The 18,309-nt window shown below is 66.7% G+C and carries 18 protein-coding genes; 8 read left to right on the top strand and 10 right to left on the bottom strand.

Going from position 1 to position 18,309, the window contains the following annotated elements; genetic code table 11:
• Positions 1 to 17 precede the first annotated feature (17 nt).
• Both ACYVKL_RS21090 and ACYVKL_RS21095 read right to left on the bottom strand, forming a co-directional pair.
• Entirely contained in the window at positions 18 to 1,328 is a 1,311-nt protein-coding gene (locus ACYVKL_RS21090; protein ID WP_379165809.1) for an MFS transporter, read from the bottom strand.
• A gap of 65 nt (positions 1,329 to 1,393) precedes the next feature.
• A complete protein-coding gene (locus ACYVKL_RS21095; protein WP_379165425.1) occupies positions 1,394 to 1,864 on the bottom strand; it encodes an NUDIX hydrolase in 471 nt (156 codons plus the stop codon).
• A 281-nt stretch (positions 1,865 to 2,145) separates the two neighbouring features.
• Between ACYVKL_RS21095 and ACYVKL_RS21100 the strand changes: the two genes are divergently transcribed.
• The gene (locus tag ACYVKL_RS21100; protein WP_379165426.1) at positions 2,146 to 2,919 is read left to right on the top strand and encodes a pirin family protein; all 774 of its coding nucleotides are present in this window, start codon (positions 2,146 to 2,148) and stop codon (positions 2,917 to 2,919) included.
• A gap of 9 nt (positions 2,920 to 2,928) precedes the next feature.
• The gene (locus ACYVKL_RS21105; protein ID WP_379165427.1) at positions 2,929 to 3,480 is read left to right on the top strand and encodes a DUF4190 domain-containing protein; all 552 of its coding nucleotides are present in this window, start codon (positions 2,929 to 2,931) and stop codon (positions 3,478 to 3,480) included.
• On the opposite strand, the gene ACYVKL_RS21110 is transcribed toward ACYVKL_RS21105, so the two are convergent.
• A complete protein-coding gene (locus ACYVKL_RS21110; RefSeq protein ID WP_379165428.1) occupies positions 3,458 to 3,976 on the bottom strand; it encodes a hypothetical protein in 519 nt (172 codons plus the stop codon). The genes ACYVKL_RS21105 and ACYVKL_RS21110 overlap by 23 nt on opposite strands.
• Positions 3,977 to 4,066: 90 nt before the next feature.
• Between ACYVKL_RS21110 and ACYVKL_RS21115 the strand changes: the two genes are divergently transcribed.
• The 3 genes from ACYVKL_RS21115 to ACYVKL_RS21125 all read left to right on the top strand — a co-directional run bounded on the left by ACYVKL_RS21115 (position 4,067) and on the right by ACYVKL_RS21125 (position 7,489).
• On the top strand, positions 4,067 to 4,918 hold the full coding sequence (locus ACYVKL_RS21115) for a Scr1 family TA system antitoxin-like transcriptional regulator (RefSeq protein WP_379165429.1): 852 nt from the start codon (positions 4,067 to 4,069) through the stop codon (positions 4,916 to 4,918).
• 31 nt (positions 4,919 to 4,949) lie between these two features.
• On the top strand, positions 4,950 to 5,339 hold the full coding sequence (locus ACYVKL_RS21120) for a DUF397 domain-containing protein (RefSeq protein ID WP_379165430.1): 390 nt from the start codon (positions 4,950 to 4,952) through the stop codon (positions 5,337 to 5,339).
• Between the two features lie 167 nt (positions 5,340 to 5,506).
• Complete coding sequence (locus ACYVKL_RS21125) at positions 5,507 to 7,489, top strand: M13 family metallopeptidase (RefSeq protein WP_379165431.1); 1,983 nt, start codon at positions 5,507 to 5,509, stop codon at positions 7,487 to 7,489.
• A 68-nt stretch (positions 7,490 to 7,557) separates the two neighbouring features.
• Here ACYVKL_RS21125 and ACYVKL_RS21130 read toward each other — a convergent pair whose 3' ends face one another.
• From ACYVKL_RS21130 to ACYVKL_RS21155, 6 genes are all read right to left on the bottom strand, one after another.
• A complete protein-coding gene (locus tag ACYVKL_RS21130; RefSeq protein WP_379165432.1) occupies positions 7,558 to 8,637 on the bottom strand; it encodes an ABC transporter ATP-binding protein in 1,080 nt (359 codons plus the stop codon).
• A gap of 25 nt (positions 8,638 to 8,662) precedes the next feature.
• Positions 8,663 to 10,009: an ABC transporter substrate-binding protein gene (locus ACYVKL_RS21135; protein ID WP_379165433.1), complete on the bottom strand. Its 1,347-nt coding sequence runs from the start codon at positions 10,007 to 10,009 to the stop codon at positions 8,663 to 8,665.
• A 19-nt stretch (positions 10,010 to 10,028) separates the two neighbouring features.
• Entirely contained in the window at positions 10,029 to 10,820 is a 792-nt protein-coding gene (locus ACYVKL_RS21140; RefSeq protein ID WP_213560740.1) for a carbohydrate ABC transporter permease, read from the bottom strand.
• 53 nt (positions 10,821 to 10,873) lie between these two features.
• Positions 10,874 to 11,803 (bottom strand): carbohydrate ABC transporter permease, encoded by a 930-nt coding sequence (locus ACYVKL_RS21145; RefSeq protein ID WP_357189553.1) that lies wholly within the window; start codon positions 11,801 to 11,803, stop codon positions 10,874 to 10,876.
• A gap of 306 nt (positions 11,804 to 12,109) precedes the next feature.
• Complete coding sequence (locus tag ACYVKL_RS21150) at positions 12,110 to 13,015, bottom strand: L,D-transpeptidase (protein WP_379165434.1); 906 nt, start codon at positions 13,013 to 13,015, stop codon at positions 12,110 to 12,112.
• A gap of 295 nt (positions 13,016 to 13,310) precedes the next feature.
• Positions 13,311 to 14,600: a cytochrome P450 gene (locus tag ACYVKL_RS21155; RefSeq protein ID WP_379165435.1), complete on the bottom strand. Its 1,290-nt coding sequence runs from the start codon at positions 14,598 to 14,600 to the stop codon at positions 13,311 to 13,313.
• 150 nt (positions 14,601 to 14,750) lie between these two features.
• On the opposite strand from ACYVKL_RS21155, the gene lppU reads away from it, so the two are divergent.
• Positions 14,751 to 15,371 carry an LppU family putative lipoprotein gene (gene lppU, locus ACYVKL_RS21160; protein WP_213560739.1) on the top strand — a complete coding sequence of 207 codons (621 nt, stop codon included), beginning with the start codon at positions 14,751 to 14,753 and terminating at the stop codon, positions 15,369 to 15,371.
• A gap of 81 nt (positions 15,372 to 15,452) precedes the next feature.
• Here lppU and ACYVKL_RS21165 read toward each other — a convergent pair whose 3' ends face one another.
• A complete protein-coding gene (locus tag ACYVKL_RS21165) occupies positions 15,453 to 16,118 on the bottom strand; it encodes a chymotrypsin family serine protease (RefSeq protein WP_379165436.1) in 666 nt (221 codons plus the stop codon).
• Between the two features lie 500 nt (positions 16,119 to 16,618).
• Here ACYVKL_RS21165 and ACYVKL_RS21170 point away from each other — a divergent pair, with 500 nt between their 5' ends.
• Positions 16,619 to 17,437, top strand: a complete 819-nt coding sequence (locus tag ACYVKL_RS21170) for an MlaE family ABC transporter permease (protein WP_213558627.1) — start codon at positions 16,619 to 16,621, stop codon at positions 17,435 to 17,437.
• Positions 17,438 to 17,441: 4 nt separating this feature from the next.
• The gene (locus ACYVKL_RS21175; RefSeq protein ID WP_213558626.1) at positions 17,442 to 18,305 is read left to right on the top strand and encodes an MlaE family ABC transporter permease; all 864 of its coding nucleotides are present in this window, start codon (positions 17,442 to 17,444) and stop codon (positions 18,303 to 18,305) included.
• Positions 18,306 to 18,309 lie beyond the last annotated feature (4 nt).

Here is an 18,309-nt window from a genome sequence, read left to right on the forward strand (position 1 = left end):
TGTGATCGAGCCGATACCTAGGGGGCGTACGGACCGGTCTGTCGGCGGGAATTGATCGCAATGGCAACGATCCCGCACACATAGACGCCCGCGGCCACCACGACCACCGCCGGCGAGCGGCCGTCCGCCGGAATCAGCGCCGCCGTCCCGGCCAGCGCCAGCACGAAGGTGATGTTGAAAACCGTGTCCTGCAGCGCGAATACCTGTCCGCGGTGGGTGTCGTCGATCTCGATCTGCATGGCCGCGTCGCCGGTCAGCTTGATGACCTGGCCCGCCAGCCCGAGCAGGTAGGCCGCCCCGAGCAGCAGCAGTTCCGCGCGTCGCTCGGTGTCCCCGGTGGCGATGGTGATCGGCGTGACCAGCGTCAGCTGCACGCCGGTGGCGGCCAACAGACAGGTCACGACCGTGCGGGGTCGCCCCAGCCGGGGAATCAGGACCGGGGCGACCACCGCCGCGGTCACCAGGCCCGCCCCGGTCGCGGTGATGGCCGCGCTGAACTTGGCCAGGTGGGTGCCGACCGCGGCCTCGTCGCCGCGTCGCAGCGCCAGCACCATCAGCAGGGTGTCCGCGCCGAAGACGATGCGGTGCGCGCCGATCCCGAGGAAGGTGGTGGTCACGTCGCGCGCCCGCCAGGCCGCGGTCGCGCCCGACCGCAGCCCCGAGGCGACCGCCCGCACCGCGCCGACCCCGCCGGCGGGGCCCGTTCCGTCCGCCTCGCGGTCCGGACCCAGTGCCCGCGGCCGGAATCCGGCCACCACCAGCGCGCTCACGATCGACCCCGAGGCGCTGGCCGCCGTCGCCACCGCCGCGGCGAAGTCACCCGCCCCGATCAGGCCGATGAGCGAGAACCCCAGGCCCGCGCCGAGAATCGCACAGCCGGATGCCACCGTCGCCAGCACCGAGTTCATCGGGACCAGCCAGCGTTGCGACAGCACCTTGGGCAGCGCGGCGGAGACGCCCGCGCCGACGAAGCGGCTCACCCCGACCACGGCCAGCGCGCCCAGTAGCAGCGGCGTGGCCCGGATCCCGGCCGCCAGACCCGCCGCGGTCGCCAGGATGAGGACCGCGCGCAGCAGGTTGGCGTAGAGCAGCACCCGGCGGCGATCCCAGCGGTCGAGCAGCGCGCCCGCGTACGGCCCGATGATCGAATACGGCAGCAGCAGGGCGGCGAACCCGCCCGCGATGGCCAGCGGGTCGGTCTCCCGTTCGGGGTTGAACAGGATGGCGCCCGAGAGCGCGGCCTGGAACATGCCGTCGCCGAACTGGCCGGCGAGCCGGACCAGGGTCAGGCGCAGGGTGCCGGGATTCTCGCGCAGTACGGTCACCACCGCCGCTACCCGTGCCCGCGGCCCTGCGGCGAGCCGTTTGTGCGGCCCGGCCGGCGAGGGTGCGGTCACCGGGACGGGTGCGTGGTGACCAGCGCGTAGACCGCGGCGCGCATATCGTCGGCCATCGGCAGGTTGTCGACGGAGTCGGCGTCGATCCACTGGTAGCGGTCGTGTTCGAGGGGGTCGAGCCGGATTTCCCCGGGTTCGGCCTCGACCACGAAGCTGTATTTGCGGACCCGGGATTTCGTCCGGGTCGCGTAGTCGAATCCACCGAGGACGTCGGTGATGCGCAGGACCCGCAACCCGGTCTCCTCGAACAATTCGCGGACCACGCACTCGGCGAAGGTCTCCCCCGATTCCACGCCGCCGCCCGGCAGTTCCCACATCCCCGCGTGCGAGCCTGCTTCGACACGCCGTACGACCAGGAGTTTGCCGCCCTGGAAGACGGCCACGCCCATGACGAAATGGGCGATCCCCTCGCTTTCGGCCTGCTGCCGGAGTTCGCGCTCGATGCCCGCGAGTACCTCGGGTCGCATCCCCCTGCTCTCCCTCCCGTTTCGCTTGCGGCACATCATGATACGGTCGCCGACCGAAATTCGTTGCTGGTCGCGCCGGGATCCGGGCGCGCGGCGGCCGGGCGCGCGGATCATCGCCGGGCATTTGCCCGGGGCGATTGCCGGAAGCGTAGTACCTGGTCGGCGGCATGCGGGGCAGCGCTGCCCGCACGCTAGAATTTAACCCGGAATTCAAGTTGGGCCGGTGTATCGGCCCCTACCCTGGAATCCGATCGGTGCTCGCCGGTGAGAGGAGTACGGCGGTGTCCACCCTCACGACACCACACATCGATATCCATCGTGGCGGCGACCGCATGAAAACCCGTGTGGCGTGGCTGGATTCGAAGCATTCTTTCTCCTTCGGAGAACACTACGATCCCGACAACACCCATCACGGCCTGTTGCTGGTGAACAACGAGGACATCGTCCTGCCCGGCGAGGGTTTCGAGACCCATCCGCACCGGGACATGGAGATCGTCACCTGGGTGTTGAGCGGCAGCCTGGTGCATCAGGATTCACTGGGGCACAGCGGCGTCATCTATCCGGGTCTGGCCCAGCGGATGAGCGCGGGCTCGGGCATCCTGCATTCGGAGAAGAACGATTCCTGGCGGCTGAGCAATGCGCCCGAACACCAGGAGCCGGTGCATTTCGTGCAGATGTGGGTGGTGCCCGACGACTCCGGGCTGACCCCCGGCTACCAGCAGCTCGAGATCGACGCCGAGCTGGCGTCCGGTGATCTGATCACGGTGGCCTCGGGGCTGCCCCGCTACCGGGATCGCACGGCCATCGCCATCGCCAGCAGTCACTCCGCGATGCACGTGGCGCGGATGCCCGGCGAGGGCGTCGAGATCCGCCTACCCGAGGCCCCCTACCTGCATGTTTTCGTCGCGCGCGGCGAGGTGGAGATGGAGGGTGCGGGCACCCTGTACGAGGGTGACGCGGTCCGTTTGGCGCGCAGCGGTGGGCAGCGGGTGACCGCGAACCTGCCGTCCGAGATTCTGGTGTGGGAGATGCATGCCCGACTCGGCGGGCAATAGCATCGGGCTATGAACCAGTACCCGCCGCCGGACCAGTACGGCCAGTACCCGCCGCAGGGGCCGCCGCCGGGGAACTACCCGCCGCCGGGCGGCTACCCGCCGGGGAACTATCCCCCGCCGGGTAATCAGCCCCCGCCGGGCGGCGGACAGTACTGGCAGGAGTCGCCGCAGCCCAAGGGCATGGCGATCACGGCGATGGTGCTCGGCATCATCGGCCTGCTGACCTTCTGGACGGTGCTGCTGACCATCGTCGGCGTCATCTGCGGCCTGCTGGCCGCGGTCCTGGGTCTGCTGGCCCTGCTGAAGGCGCGCAGCGGAAAGGCCGGCGGCCCGGGCATGGCGGTGGCGGGCCTGATCATGGGTGTGATCAGCGTGATCGGCGGCATCGTGATCGGCGTGCTGGTCTGGACGGTGTTCAAGGACACCGGCACCACCGACTTCCTCGACTGCGTCCGCAAGGCCGATGGCGATTCGGCCAAGGTCGACCAGTGTCAGCGCGAATACAACCAGCGCCTGGAGGACAAGTTCAGCGTGACGCTCACACCGGTTCCGACGCGCTGACGTCGTTCGCGCTGGGTCCGGCGGTGCGGTGCTGCGGGTGGCATTCGCGCACGGCGGCCAGCACTTCCGCCAGATCGGGGCGAAAGTCCCCGTCCGGCGGGTGAATCCAGATGCGGTAGGCGCTGTGCTCGTCGGTCGGTGACGGCAGCACGATATTGCTGCCCGGCAGCGCAACGGACGCGCAATCGCGGAAAAGGTCGGAGAACAAGGCCATGTCGAGGTACGAGTCGTCGCTGGGTCCGGTGAGGAACGTCCAGCGGCCCGAGCGCGGGTGGCCGATGACGGGTCCGCAGCGCTGCTGCGCGGATAGTCGGTCGCGGACCCGGTGGCCCAGGTCGGCGGGCATGGTCACGGCGCTGACGGCCCCGACCTCCAACATGATTCGGCCCAGCGCCGAGTCCACCACGCCGTATAGGCCGTGTTCCTTGCGATAGCGCCGGCACCGAGCCAGCGCCTCCTGGGTGGCGGTATACGAGGACGGGTCCAGCGCGCTCATGGCGAACCTCCTGCTACCGACAGTAAGCCGCCGCAATCACTATGACAATAGTCACACGCCAGCGAGTTTCGCGGCGTAGCATTCCTGGTCATGGCCCCCGCCTCGCCCACCGTCGCCCGGTGGGAGTTGGTACTGCGGCTGCGTGAATTGCGTGAGCAGCGCGGCTTCGATTCGGCGACTTTCGCCAAGCGCGTCGGCTTCACCGCGGCCAATTGGTCGCATGTGGAGAAGGGCCGGCGCGTGCTCACCACGAAGACCATCGGCCCGGTGCTGGAGCTGCTCGAGGTGGAGGGCGAGGAACGCGAGGAACTGCTGGAGCTGCTGCTGCTCAGCAAGGAGCGCGGGTGGTGGGCGAAGTCGTCGGCGCTGATCGGGCCTGAGCTGCAACGGTATTACGGCATGGAGCTGGGGGCCGAGAGCATCCGCAGCTACGACAGCTTGGTGGTGCCCGGCCTGCTGCAGACCGAGGAATACGTGCGTGCGCTCATCAGCGCCGACGTCATGATCCGCCCGGTCCAGGTGGAACAGCTGGTATCGGTGCGCCTGAAACGGGCCGAACGGCTGCGCGGCGACGACCGGGTGGAGCTCACCGCCGTGATCGGTGAGGCCACCCTGCTCCAGCAGATCGGCGGCCCGAAAGTATTGCGCGGGCAACTCGAACATCTGGCAACACTGCTGGACGAACTGGATTCCATTTCGGTGCGAGTGATTCCGTTCACCGCCACCCAGGGCGCGCTACTCGGTGGCTCGAGTTTCCATCTGCTGGATTTCGCTTCCGAGAATCTTCCCACCTTTGCCTGGGTGGAGAGCGCGGTTTTCGGTGGGGCCGTGGAGGATCCGGATCAGATTCGCGATCTGCGGTTCGCATTTGTGCGTGCACTCGACCAATCCCTCGGTCGCGCAGAATCTTTGGAGCTCATCAAACGCTATTCGCAAGGGTAGGAGACGCATGCGTAACGGTAAAATGCTGCCCATGCTTACCACCGCGAAGTATCGGCCGGAATCCACCGGCTGGTTCACGTCGACTCGTACCAATAACGGAAATCAGTGCGTGGAGGTTAGATTCGACGGTGATGCGGTGCTCATCCGCGACAGCAAGTACCGGCGCAATCCGGAACACCGCCTGGACGACGAGCCCATCATCACCGTCGCCGCGGCCGAATGGATGACATTCCTGGCCGCGGTGCTGGGCCGCCACCCGCTCTCCCGGCTCCGCACCGCGCTCGGCGCGGAGACCGGTGCGGACGGCCACACCACCCTCCGGCACGGCGTCACGACCCTGGTCTACACCCCCGGCGAATGGCGCGCGTTCGTCGACGGGGCCAGGGACGGGGAGTTTGATCGGATCCCAGTATCCGCCTGAGCTGCTTCGTTCCAGAAGCGACAACTGATTTCGTGCCGACCGGGGTAACTCGTCGGGTACGTCCAAAATTGGTTTGGCACACGACCGCCGGTCCGCATGCGTAACGGTTGGCGGCTCTCAGCCGCGCGCAAAAGACGCGGGGAGGCGGAATAGGCATACTGGGGATCGTGACTTCGCAGCTGACGCCTCCCTCCGGTATCGACCTGTCCTTCCGTGACGCGGACGTTCGGGTGCAGGACGACCTGTTCGCGCACGTCAACGGCAAGTGGCTGGACACCTACGAGATCCCGGCCGACCGGGCCGTCGACGGTGCCTTCCGTACGCTCTACGACCAGGCCGAACTGGATGTGCAGAAGATCATCCAGGACGCCTCGGCCGCCGACGCCGCCCCCGGCTCGGAGGAGCGCAAGATCGGCGACCTCTACAACAGCTTCATGGCCGCCGAGGCCATCGAGGCCGCCGGCCTGACCCCGATCGCCGAGGAGCTGGCCGCCGTGGCCGCCGTCGCCGATCGCGCGGACTTCGCCGCCCTGATCGGCCGCCTGCAGCGCACCGGCGTCGGTGGTGCGCTGGCCTTCTACGTCGACACCGACGACAAGAACTCCACCCGCTACCTGGTGCACGCCACCCAGTCCGGCATCGGCCTGCCGGACGAGTCGTACTACCACAAGGACGAGTACGCCGAGATCCGCGAGAAGTACGTCGCCCACATTCGCCGCATGTTCGAGCTGGCGGGCCTGGACTACGACGCGCAGCGCGTGTTCGACCTGGAAGCGAAACTGGCCGCGGGCCATTGGGATGTGGTGCGCCGCCGCGACGCCGAATTGAGCTACAACCTCATCACTTTCGAGGCGCTGACCGCCGAGAACCCGGAATTCGACTGGACCGCCTGGACGTCCGCGCTGGCCGCCGGCCTGGACCGCTCGGGCGCGGAGTTGTTCGCGGAACTGGTGGTGCGCCAGCCCGATTACGTGCGCACCTTCGCCCAGACCTGGGCCGCCGAGTCGCTGGACGACTGGAAGGCGTGGGCGGCGTGGCGGGTGGTGAAGGCTCGCGCGCCCTATCTGACCGCGGATCTGGTCGAGGCCAATTTCGATTTCTACGGCCGCACCCTGACCGGCGCCCAGGAGAACCGGGAGCGCTGGAAGCGCGGCGTGTCCCTGGTGCAGGACCTGCTCGGCGAGGCGGTCGGCAAACTCTATGTGGCGCGGCACTTCCCGCCGGAGGCCAAGGCCCGCATGCTCGAGCTGGTGGAGAACCTCCAGGAGGCGTACCGCCGCAATATCTCTCGGCTGGAGTGGATGGGCCCCGACACCCGGCAGGCCGCGCTGGCCAAGCTGGAGAAGTTCACCCCCAAGATCGGCTACCCGGACGAGTGGCGCGATTACGCCGCGGTCACCGTGGATCCCGCCGATGTGGTGGGCAACTACCGCAGCGGTTACGCCGCCGAGCACGACCGCGACCTGAACAAACTGGGTGGCGCGGTGGATCGCGGTGAATGGTTCATGACCCCGCAGACGGTGAACGCCTACTACAACCCGGGCATGAACGAGATCGTCTTCCCGGCCGCGATTCTGCAGCCCCCGTTCTTCGACATGAACGCCGACGACGCCGCCAACTACGGCGGCATCGGCGCGGTCATCGGCCACGAGATCGGCCACGGCTTCGACGATCAGGGCTCGAAGTACGACGGCGACGGCAACATGATCGACTGGTGGACCGAGTCGGACCGCACCGAATTCGGTAAGCGCACCAAGGCGTTGATCGCCCAGTACAACACCTTCTCCCCCAAGGATCTCTCCGACGATCACACGGTCAACGGCGAGTTCACCATCGGTGAGAACATCGGTGATCTGGGCGGCCTCACGATCGCGCTGGAGGCCTACAAGATCGCTATCGAGGGCCGGGACGCCCCGGTTCTCGACGAACTGACCGGCCTGCAGCGGGTGTTCTTCGGCTGGGCGCAGGTGTGGCGCACCAAGGCTCGCTCGGAGGAGGCGATCCGCCGTCTCGCGGTGGATCCGCACTCCCCGCCGGAGTTCCGCTGCAATGGCGTCGTCCGCAACCTCGACAGCTTCCACGAAGCCTTCGAGGTCACTCCCGGCGACGCCCTCTACCTGGATCCGGTGGAGCGCGTGAAGATCTGGTGATCACTCACCTCTGAGATCTCGAGCCCCGCCCTGACGGGCGGGGCTCGAAGGCGAGGTAGATCGTGGGGTCAGCGCAGGCGCTCTTCGGTTTCCGCGTCGAAGAAGAACAGTTCGTCCTGCTTCGGTGTCAGGTACAGGCGGTCGCCGAGCGCCACCTGGAAGCGGCGGTCGACGCGGGCCACGACGCGGCCCGAGCGGCTGGACCATTCGTCGGCCACGCCGTGCGAGTACACGAACGATTCCGAGCCCAGCTCCTCGAGCAGTTCCACCTCGACCGCGAGCGCATCGCCCGGGTCGGTGGTGACCTCCCACGATTCGGGCCGGATGCCGACGATGACGCTCGCCCCGTCGACGCTGTGCGGCAGCGGGATTCGCAGCTCGTTCAGCACGGCCGCGCCCTCGCGCACGGGCGCGGTGAGCAGGTTCATGCCGGGCGATCCGATGAATCCGGCGACGAAGGTGTTGACCGGATTGTCGTAGAGCTCGCGGGGTGCGGCGACCTGCTGCAGCTTCCCGTCCTTCATCACCGCCACCCGGTGCCCCATGGTCATGGCCTCGACCTGGTCGTGGGTGACGTAGACGGTGGTGGTGCCGAGTCGTTTCTGCAGCGCCGCGATCTGCGAACGGGTCGAGACCCGCAGTTTGGCATCGAGATTCGACAGCGGCTCGTCCATGCAGAACACTTGCGGCCGCCGCACGATGGCCCGGCCCATGGCGACCCGCTGCCGTTGGCCGCCGGACAGCCGCGCGGGTTTGCGGTCCAGGAGCTCCTCGAGCTCCAGCATGGCCGCCGCCTCCTTGACCCGAACCAGGGTGTCGGCCTTGCTCATTCCGGCATTGCGCAGCGCGAAGCCCATATTGTCGGCGACGGTCATGTTCGGATAGAGCGCGTAGCTCTGGAACACCATGGCCACGTCGCGTGAGCGCGGCGGCAGCCCGGTGACGTCGAGTCCGCCGATCCGGAGCCGCCCCGCGGTCACCGCTTCGAGACCCGCCAGCATGCGCAGACTGGTGGACTTGCCGCAGCCCGAAGGCCCGACCAGCACCAGGAATTCGCCGTCGGCGATCTCCAGGTTCAGGTCGTCGACCGCGGGGCCGGGCGCACCCGGGTAGGTGAGGGAAACACCCTCGAACTGCACAGTCGCCATGGCGGGCGGGTCTCCTCGTTAGTTCTTACTTGGGCAGCTTCGGCGTGATCTGCCGGTCGATGATGGTCTGCAGCTGGTTGGTGATGTCACCGAAAGCCCCTGCCACATCCCGGTTCTGCAGGCCGATCTGCTCGAGCCCGGTGCCGATGATCTGGTCGCCGCCGGGCACGAACACGCGCGCGTTGTTCTGCGGCTTGGTCAGTGGCAGCTGGTCGATGGCGGTCTTGAAGTTCGGGTTCTTGGCCAGGAAGTCGGCCATGCTCGGATCCTGCTGCGCCGACTTGCGCACCGGGATGTAGCCGGTGGCCTGCGAGAAGTAGGAGGTGTTGGCGGCATTGGTGATGAACTCGATGAACTTCAGCGCGTTCGTCTTGCGGGCGTCGCTGATCCGCGACGGAATGGCCAGGCCCGCACCGCCGGTGGTGGCGCCGGCCAGCCCGTTCGGGTGCGGCAGGAAGCCGGTGCCGAACTCGGTCTTGCCGGCGGAGTTGGTCTTGATGCTCTTCAGGTCGCCGGTGGAGCCGATGGCGGAGGCGATGATGCCGTTGCCGAAGTCGACCGCGTAGGTGGGCCGGATGCTGGCGTACTTCTTGGTGTTGATGGCGTCGCGCAGGTACTGGCCGGCCTTGATGGTGGCCGGGTCGTTGAACTTCAGCTTCCAGTCGTCGGAATACGCGCCGCCGAAGGTCCAGCACGGTCCCTGGAAGGTCCAGGCCAGGTAGTTCTTGGCGTCGCCCCAGCCGTGCGCCCACTTGTCGGCGCCGAGCACGCTCTGGATCTTGGGGCCCCACTCGTCGAATTCGGCCCAGCTCTCCGGGGTGCGGTCGGGCAGACCGGCCTTCGCCCAGACGTCCTTGTTGTAGTAGAAGATCTGGGTGGAGCGCGAGTAGGGCAGCGCCCAGGTCTTGCCGTTGAACTTGTAGTCGCCGATGAAGGTGTCCACGTAGTCGGACACGTTCACCCCGGCGGCGGAGAAGTGGCTGTCCAGCGGCTCGATGGTGCCGTTGAGCGCGTAGTTGAACCACCACACGTCGGACAGGATGACCACGTCGGGCAGTTCGCCGCCGGAGAGCGCGGCATTGAACTTGGTCGCGACCTCTTCGTAGTTCTTGCCGGCGTCGACCAGATTGACCTTCAGGTCCGGGTACTTGGCCTGGAACCGGTTGATCAGCTCGGTTTCCTGGTCCTTGGAGGTGCCCGGGTGGTTGGACCAGAAGGTGATGGTCTTCGAGTCGCCGCCCTGGGTGCCGCCGCCACCGGAGCCGGCGCAGGCGGTCAGGGCCGCCGCACCCGCGGCCGCACCGGCGAGGCCGAGGAAGCCGCGACGCGACAGCGCGGGACGGTGCTTCTGAAAAGCGCGAGTTTCGGACACGGGGATCTCCTTCTGGGACTTAACCCTTGACCGCACCGGAGGTGAGGCCCTTGATCATCTGGCGCTGGAGCACCAGGAAGACGACGAGGATGGGGAGCATGGTCAGGATGACCCCGGCCATGACCGGTCCCCAGTTGGTGACGCTCGGGTTCTCGGTGTTCTGCAACAGGGTCAGGCCGACCGGCAGGGTGGCGACCCGCGCGTCGTCGGCCATCAGGAACGGCCACAGGTATTCGTTCCACTCGTTGACCAGCGTGACCACCGCGAACGCCACCATGGTCGGCCCGGACATGGGCAGCACCACCCGGGTGAGCAGTCGCCACCAGCCCGCGCCGTCCATCCGCGCCGCCTCGATCACTTCCGAGGGCAGCGACAGGAAGTGGTTGCGCATCAGGAAGGTGCCGAAGGCCACGCCGCAGAGCGGGATGATGATGCCCTGGAAGGTGTTCCGCCAGCCCAGCTGCGCGATGAGCGCGTAGTTGGAGATGATGGTGATCTGGTTGGGCACCATGAGCGCCGCGATGATCACCAGGAACACGATGTTCTTGCCGGGGAAGCGCAGGAACACCAGCCCGTAGGCGCTGAGCACGCCGAGCACGAACTTCACCGCCGAGACGATGCTGGTCACGATGATCGAGTTGCGCAGGAACTGCCAGAACGGCAGCGTGGTGGTGGCGTCGTGATAGTTCGAGGCCAGCCACTGTTTCGGCCAGTAGCTGACCGGCTGGGAGTAGACCTCCGCGTGCGCCATGAACGAGCGCGTGAGGATGTAGTACAGCGGGACGCCGATGATGATCAGCACACACGCCATGGCGGCGTAGCCGAATACCTTGGCCCACAGTTCTCGATTGACGCCGATCCGGTTCACTTCTCGTCTCCTCGGTCCATGACGCGCACCTGGATCAGCGTCACGATCAGCAGCACCAGGAACATGATGGTGGCGACGGCCGCGCCGTAGCCGGCCCGCTGGTTGACCCAGGATTCGCGATAGACCTGGTAGATCATGGTGGTGGTGCCGGTGCCGATGGGTCCGCCGCGGGTCATCACGTTGATCAGGTCGAAGACCTGCAAGGAGTTGAGCAGCACCGTGATCGACAGGAAGTAGGTGGTGGGCCGCAGTTGCGGCAGCAACACCCGGGTGAAGGTGGTCCAGCGGCTCGCGCCGTCGATCTCGGCGGCCTCCATCAGGTCGGCCCGAACTCCTTGCAGCGCCGCCAGATAGATGACGAAGCTGTAGCCCAGGTTCTTCCAGATGTAGGTGACCGTGATCATGAACAGCGCCCAGTGCGGGTCCTGTGCGAAGTCGGGCGAGTGGATTCCCATCCGCTGCAGCAGGTCCGGGATCAGTCCGAAGCCCGGGTCGAAGATGAACTGGAAGCCCACGCCGATGGCCGCGCCGGAGATGACGTAGGGCGCGAAGATCGCGGACCGGACGACATTGCGGCCGAGGAGTTTGCGGTCCAGCAGCAGCGCCAGCGCCAGGCCCAGGATCATGCTGCCCAGCACCGCGGCGAGGGTGAACACCACGGTGTTGCCGACGATCTGCCAGGAGTCGTCGCGCCCGAACCATTCGGTGTAGTTGTCGAATCCGACCCAGTTCAGGGTGGTCGCCGAGATGTTCCAGTCGGTGAACGACAGCCGGACGTTGTCGATCAGCGGCCGATAGACGAACAGCCCCAACAGGATCAGGTTCGGCGCCACCAGGACGGTGAAGAGCGCGTAGTCCCGCCAGGGTCTGTTGCGCCACCCGCGCCCGGGGGGCGTCGGGAGTACTCGTTCGGGCCAAGATCGCACCCGCGCAGCCTTACGGCCTTTGGCAACTGTCTGGTTAATTCCAGATGGTAGCTCGCTGAACTGTCGGTCGATACCGGCCACCGACTGTTCACCGCTCACACCATCGAGGGGCGCGGACATGCGCCGAATCGTACGACCGCCCAAGATGTTTCGAAGCCAAAACCATATGAACGGGGAGCCAACTCTCGTGACTCTCAGGGGCAAGCCTCTGAAACCCCCACGCGCGGCGAATCGGCCTCACCCACCCCCTGTATAGACGAATGCCCCGCCCGTAAGGGCGGGGCATTCGAGATCAAGGGTGAACTGTCAGTTCCAGTCGCCCCAGCCGTCACCGGTGTTCAGGGTGCCGCCGGCGGTGTTCTGCACGATGACCGGGTCGCCCTTCTGCACGTTCTCCTGGAACCACTTGGCGTCCTCGGTGGAGACGTTGAGGCAGCCGTGCGAGGAGTCCGAGACGCCCTGCTGCGCCAGGCTCCACGGGGCGGCGTGCACGAAGATGCCGCTGTTGGACATGCGGGTGGCGTACTCGACCTCGAGCTTGTAGCCCTCGGGCGCCGTGGTCGGCACGCCGTAGGTGGAGGAATCCATGATCATCTTGCGGTTCTTCTCGCTGATGATGTAGGTGCCGTTCGGGGTCTCGTGACCCTTCTTGCCCATGGAGGTCGGCATGGTCTTCACGACCTCACCGTTGCGAGTGATGGTGATCATGTGGGTGTTGTCGTCGGCGGTGGTGATGAACTCGTCGCCGATCGAGTAGGCGACGTCGGTGCCGCCCGCCTGCACGGTCACCTTGGAGCCGGACGGCCAGAAGTTCTCGGGCCGCCAGCGCACCTGCTTGTCGCCCATCCAGTAGAAGTGGCCGTTCACCTTGTTGGTGGAGGTGATGCGGATCGACTTCTCGGCGGCGGCGTGGTCGCCGACCGGGTCCTTGAAGTTGATGATGATGGGCATGGCCACGCCGACCACGTCACCGTCGCCGGGGCTGATGTTGGGGGCCGCGAAGTTGGCGGGCGGAACCGGCGCCTTGGCGTTCGGGTCGGTCGGCAGCGAGCCCGGCTCGGGCTGCGGCATGACGGCGGAGGGGGTGCCCGGGACGTCCGGGCCGCCCGGCCATAGCGGGGTCGCCGAGGCGGGGGCTGCCACCACTGCTCCGGTTGCCGCGATGGCGGCAAGGGCGATCAGTCCCGTCTTTCGATACCGGGTATGGCGCACAGCTTGGTCCTCTCAGATCTTCGTTCCGAACGCAGAACGCGGGCGCACTTCACCCGCAGTAGTCCCAACCCCGCGTTCATTACTACAGCGATCTGTCGGGCAAGCCAATCAGGTTCTCGCAGTTATGCATACCGACTTCTAGGTGTGCGCTGAGTCACACGACCTGGGGTCGGTTACCCGCCGGGCGCGTATGCGCCGTTGGGGGCGGCGATTCCCCGAAAGTGACACCGGTACGGCCGCTTTCGGAGCGATCGCTTCCTGAAACCTGCTTGTGATCGAAATCACCGACGTCGCTTCACGACTCGACGATGTCGAAGGTGATGGCGCGCCGCGGACCGACCGTGATGGTATGCGGCACCGACAGTGGCGTGGCCCCCCGCGCGAAGCGTGGCGCGAGCCGCATCCGCACCTCCGTCACCACCGTCGCCAGCACGATCCGCAGCTCGTAATCGGCCAAAGTCGCGCCGATACAGCGCCGATGCCCGCCGCCGAACGGGGCGTACTCGAACGGGCCGTAGCGCCGATCGAGGAACCGCTCGGGCCGGAAGCGCTGCGGCTCCGGCCATACCGCGGGATCGGTGTGCAACAGGTGCACCGACACCCCCATGGTGTCGCCCGCCGCCAGCGGCGTCCCGCGCAGTGTGAAATCGCCTGTGAGCCTGCGCAAGACGATCGGCACCGGCGGATGCAGTCGCAGCGTCTCCTGGCAGACCGCGTCCAGGTAGGGCAGCTTCATCAGCTCGGCGGGATCGGTTCCGGCGCCGGATAATTCGTCACGCAACCGGGACAGCGTGGCGGGTTCGCGGTGCAGCCGGTACAACGCCCACACCAGCGCTGTCGCGGTGGTCTCGTGCCCCGCCACCAGCAGTGTGCGCAGTTGCTCGCGCAGATCGGTGTCGGTGATGGCGTTCCCGTCCTCGTAGCGGGCGTCGAGCAGCAGCGCCAGCAGATCCGTCCCGCCGTCCCCGCTCGCGCGTCGCCGGGTCACCTCCGCGTCGATGAGCTCGTCGAGCCGATCCCGTGCGGCGGCGAATCGCTCCCAGCCGGAGAGTCCGAACATAGTGCGGCGCAATGCGGGAGCCAGGAACAGCGCGCTGCCGAAGGACTCCAGGAACGCCGTGGTGGCGGCGGTGTACTCGGCGCGGCGGGCGGGCTCGTCGATGCCGAACACCGCCGCCAGGATGACCCGCAGCGTGAGTGCTCGCGCCGCCGCGCGGGCGTCGACACGGGTGCCCGGCCGCCACGGCGTACCGGTGCGATCGCCGTTCAGCTCGGCGCGCGTCGCATCGCGAATGGCATTGGCGTAGGCGTTGATTCGATTGCGGTGGAACGCGGGCGCGAGCAGGGCCCGCTCGCGTCGATGCCGCTCCCCCCGGGCCAGGATGAGCGAGGCGGCGCCGACCATGGGCTCGATGGGGTTGGGCAGTGGCGGCTCGAGCAGGTCCATCGGCGCCCGGAACAGTTCGCGCGCGCCCTCGGGAGTGCCGGTGAAGAGCACCGATCCGAGGGTCGGCAGGCGCACCCGGAAGGGATCGCCGTCGCGTCCGCGCCGCCACGAGACGTAGCGCTCGAGCATGTCAGGCATCGCGCTCCAGGGTGTCGGTGCTCATGGCTTCGTATACGGCTTCCCGGATGAAATGGTTCGCGGCCTTGATTCGATCTTCCTGGTGCCCGTGGTGTACTCATGGGCGCACAAGTCAAACCTGTTTGTTTCGAAATATAGGACTCGCCCGTGTTGCGTCAGCAGCTTTCCGTCCGGATCGTCGTGCCCGCGATCTCCGCCGTCGCGGCCCTGCTGCTCGCCGGCTGCGGGACCACCGTTCCCGGCCATCCCCAGGCCGCCCCCGGTGACGTCGTGCTCCCGACCAAGACTCCCGGAAGCCCGCCCACCAAGCCGGGCAAGCCCGGCTCGCCGACCACCACCCCGCGCGCCGACCGCGGCGGCAAGACCGACTTCCACGCCTCGATCGGCGATTGCGTGAAGCTCGGCGGCACCACCGAGAACGCCACCATCGACAAGGCGGCGTGCGGCAGCCAGGACTCCAACTACAAGGTGACCGGTAAGGCTCCGCAGAACGCCCAGTGCGGCAAGGACTCCGACCAGGTCTACTACGAGACCCTCAACGGCACCGAGACCGGCGCCCTGTGCCTGACCATCGACTGGGTGGTCGGGGACTGCATGGATGTCGGCAATGACGCCGCCCACCGCATTCCGTGCACCAGCAAGACGGCCACCGAGGGCGTGAAGGTGGTGTCGATCGTGCAGCACAGCACCAGCGTCGACGACTGCCCCGACGGCGACCAGGGGTACGTCTACGACGAGCGCAACTTCGTCGTCTGCGTCAACACACTGTAGGAGCGAACCACGCGAAAGCGGCGGTGATTCTCGAATCACCGCCGCTTTCACTGTCTTTCGGTCCGCCTGTCGGCTACCGGCTCAGATGGGCCGGTAGCCCGCGCCGATGCCGCCGCGCCCGTTGATGTCGTCCATGATCGAGCTGATGTTGGTGCCGACCTCCGGGCCGAGACAGGCCACCGCCAGGTAGGCGTTGACCATCCCGACCAGTGTGGTGCCGACGACGACCGGCGCGCCGGAATCGCCTTCCACGACGCACATCTGGCTCCAGGTCTCGACATTGGTGTCGAAGACGTCGCCCCACGAGATGCCGCAGGTGTTGCCGGTGGTCCGGCCCTCCTTGCAGACGATGGTGGGGAAGCCCGCGGGGCCGCCCATACCGGTGATGGTGACGCCGCCGATCCGGTTGACCGGGGTGACGCGGCTCGGATCGAACTGGATGATGGCGTAGTCGAGATCGTGGTTGGAGTAGACGAACTGCCCGATCTGTCCTACGCCCCGGTCCTTTTCGGCCCAGACCCGGGCTCCGGCGTCGCCGCAGTGCCCGGCGGTGAGTCCGACCAGGCGCCCGCTGCCGTCATATCCGATGGTGGTGACGGTGCATTCGAACTGATCGTCGATGATGATCCCCGAGCCGCCGCCGATGACCGCGGGTGCCGAGTCCGCCTGAGCGGCTCCGGCTCCGAGGAGCGCGGTGCTCAGTGCGATGGCGAACGCTCCGGTCGCCCCGGCCAGTTTGTTGATCATGTCCCTCCAGACGTCTGAAGCCGCACGAATCGCAACCTGCGGTTACACATCCTGTCAGTATTCGGGCCCGGTTGGCGGTTGTACTGCCCCATGTTGCCGAGCCGTGTCCTGCTGGGCTTCGGGCTCGATACCTAGTTGGATGGGGATATCGGGACAATGCGCAATGGCTATCGAATTCCGATAAATTTGGTCCTGCAAATTGTTGCCCGGTAGGTGTTCGCATCTTCCGGGAGATAGTCGAAAACTAGAACAAGTTCTAGATGTCTGCCAGGTTCTTTTGTGCGAAAACCAACTCTGATGTGGCTGTTCACAGCCATACAGTGAATGTGATCCGGCTCTATGATCGGAACCACAATCGGTGGTGTGTTTTTCCTAACTCCGTAGTAGGGTGCGTCAAGCAAACAGTCGCCGGAGGCGGGTAACTCCGGCGTCGAGAGGGGTAGTCAGTGCAGTCGACCACGATCCCGGGGGGTCAGGGAAGTCCACCGCCGGCGTCACGGATGAATACAGCCGTGGATTGGGCCAAGGGGTACTGGCAGGACCATCCGAAACGCTCGCTGGAAACCGGCGGACGCATGATGGTGATGGGGGTGGCGGCGGTAACCGAGCTTTTCGTCGCGATCTTCCGCCGCCGGTTCCCTTACAACGAGTTCATCCGGCAGTGCGCTTTCATGGCGAATGTCGCGGCCGCTCCCACCTTGCTGGTCGCCATTCCGATCGGTGTCATCGTGTCCATCCAGGTGGGCTCGGTCGCCGGACAGGTCGGGGCCACCTCGTTCATCGGTGCGGCCAACGGCCTGGGCATCATTCAACAGGGCGCGCCGCTGGTCACCTCGCTGATGATCGCCGGCGCGGTCGGCTCGGCCATCTGCGCCGACCTCGGCTCCCGCACCATCCGTGAAGAGATCGACGCCATGAAGGTGATGGGCGTCGATCCCATGCGCCGCCTGGTGGCGCCGCGCCTGGGTGCGGCCATGCTGGTCTCGGTGTTGCTCTGCGGCTTCGTGATTTTCGTCGGCTTCCTGACCGGCTACATCTTCAATATCTTCGCCCAGAACGGCACGCCGGGCTCCTATATCGGCACCTTCGCCTCCTTCGCCATCACGGCGGATCTGGTTGCGGCCCTGCTGAAGTCCCTCATCTTCGGCCTGCTCGCCGCCGTCATCGCCTGCGACTCCGGACTCAGTGCCAAGGGTGGCCCGGGTGGTGTCGCCAACGCGGTGAACACCGCCGTGGTCATGTCGGCCGTCATGCTCTTCGGCGTCAACCTGATCATCACGCAGCTGTACAACTCCTTCTTCCCCCCGGCGATGGTCTGAGGCCGTGTCAGCTACCTACGTACCGCCGCTACTGCGGCCGCTCCAACGGATCAAGGGTGCGGCGAGCTGGCCGCGCGACTGGCTGGCACGCATCGGCCACCAGGTCTTCTTCTTCCTGCGCTCACTCGGCTCCATGCCGATGGCGTTCAAGCAGTACCCCAAAGAGGTGTGGCGGCTGCTGTCCGACGTCACCTGGGGCAACGGCAATCTCATCGTCGGTGGCGGCACCATCGGCGTGGTGCTGATCCTGTCGGCGTTCGGCGGCATGACCGTCGCCATCCAGGGCTACACCTCGCTGAACCTGCTCGGCCTGAGCCCGCTCACCGGCGCCATCTCGGCCTTCGCCACCACGCGTGAGCTCGGGCCGATGCTGGCCACGCTCGCTTTCGCGGCGCAGGCGGGTTGCCGGTTCACCGCGCAGCTGGGCGCCATGCGCATCTCCGAGGAGATCGACGCGCTGGAATCGGTTGCCATCCGGCCGCTTCCGTACCTGGTCAGCACCCGCATGATCGCGGCCATGATCGCCATCGTGCCGCTGTACTGCGTGGCGCTGCCGCTGGCCTACATCTCCTGCTCGCTGACCGTGTCCCTGGTGGGCGGCACCGCGACAGGCACCTTCCAGCACTACTTCTATCAGTTCCTGGTACCGCACGATGTGCTGTACTCACTGCTGAAGGCGGTCATCTTCGTCGCGATCACCACGTTCATCCAGTGCTACTACGGGTATTTCGCCTCGGGCGGCCCGGAGGGCGTGGGTGTGGCCGCTGGTCGCGCGATCAAGTACTGCATCATCGCGGTCGTCTTCGCCGACCTGTTCATGACCTTGGCGATCTGGGGGGTCAACCCCGGCATCCGGATCTCGGGATAGGGGG

The sequence above is a fragment of the Nocardia tengchongensis genome (genome assembly GCF_054781395.1).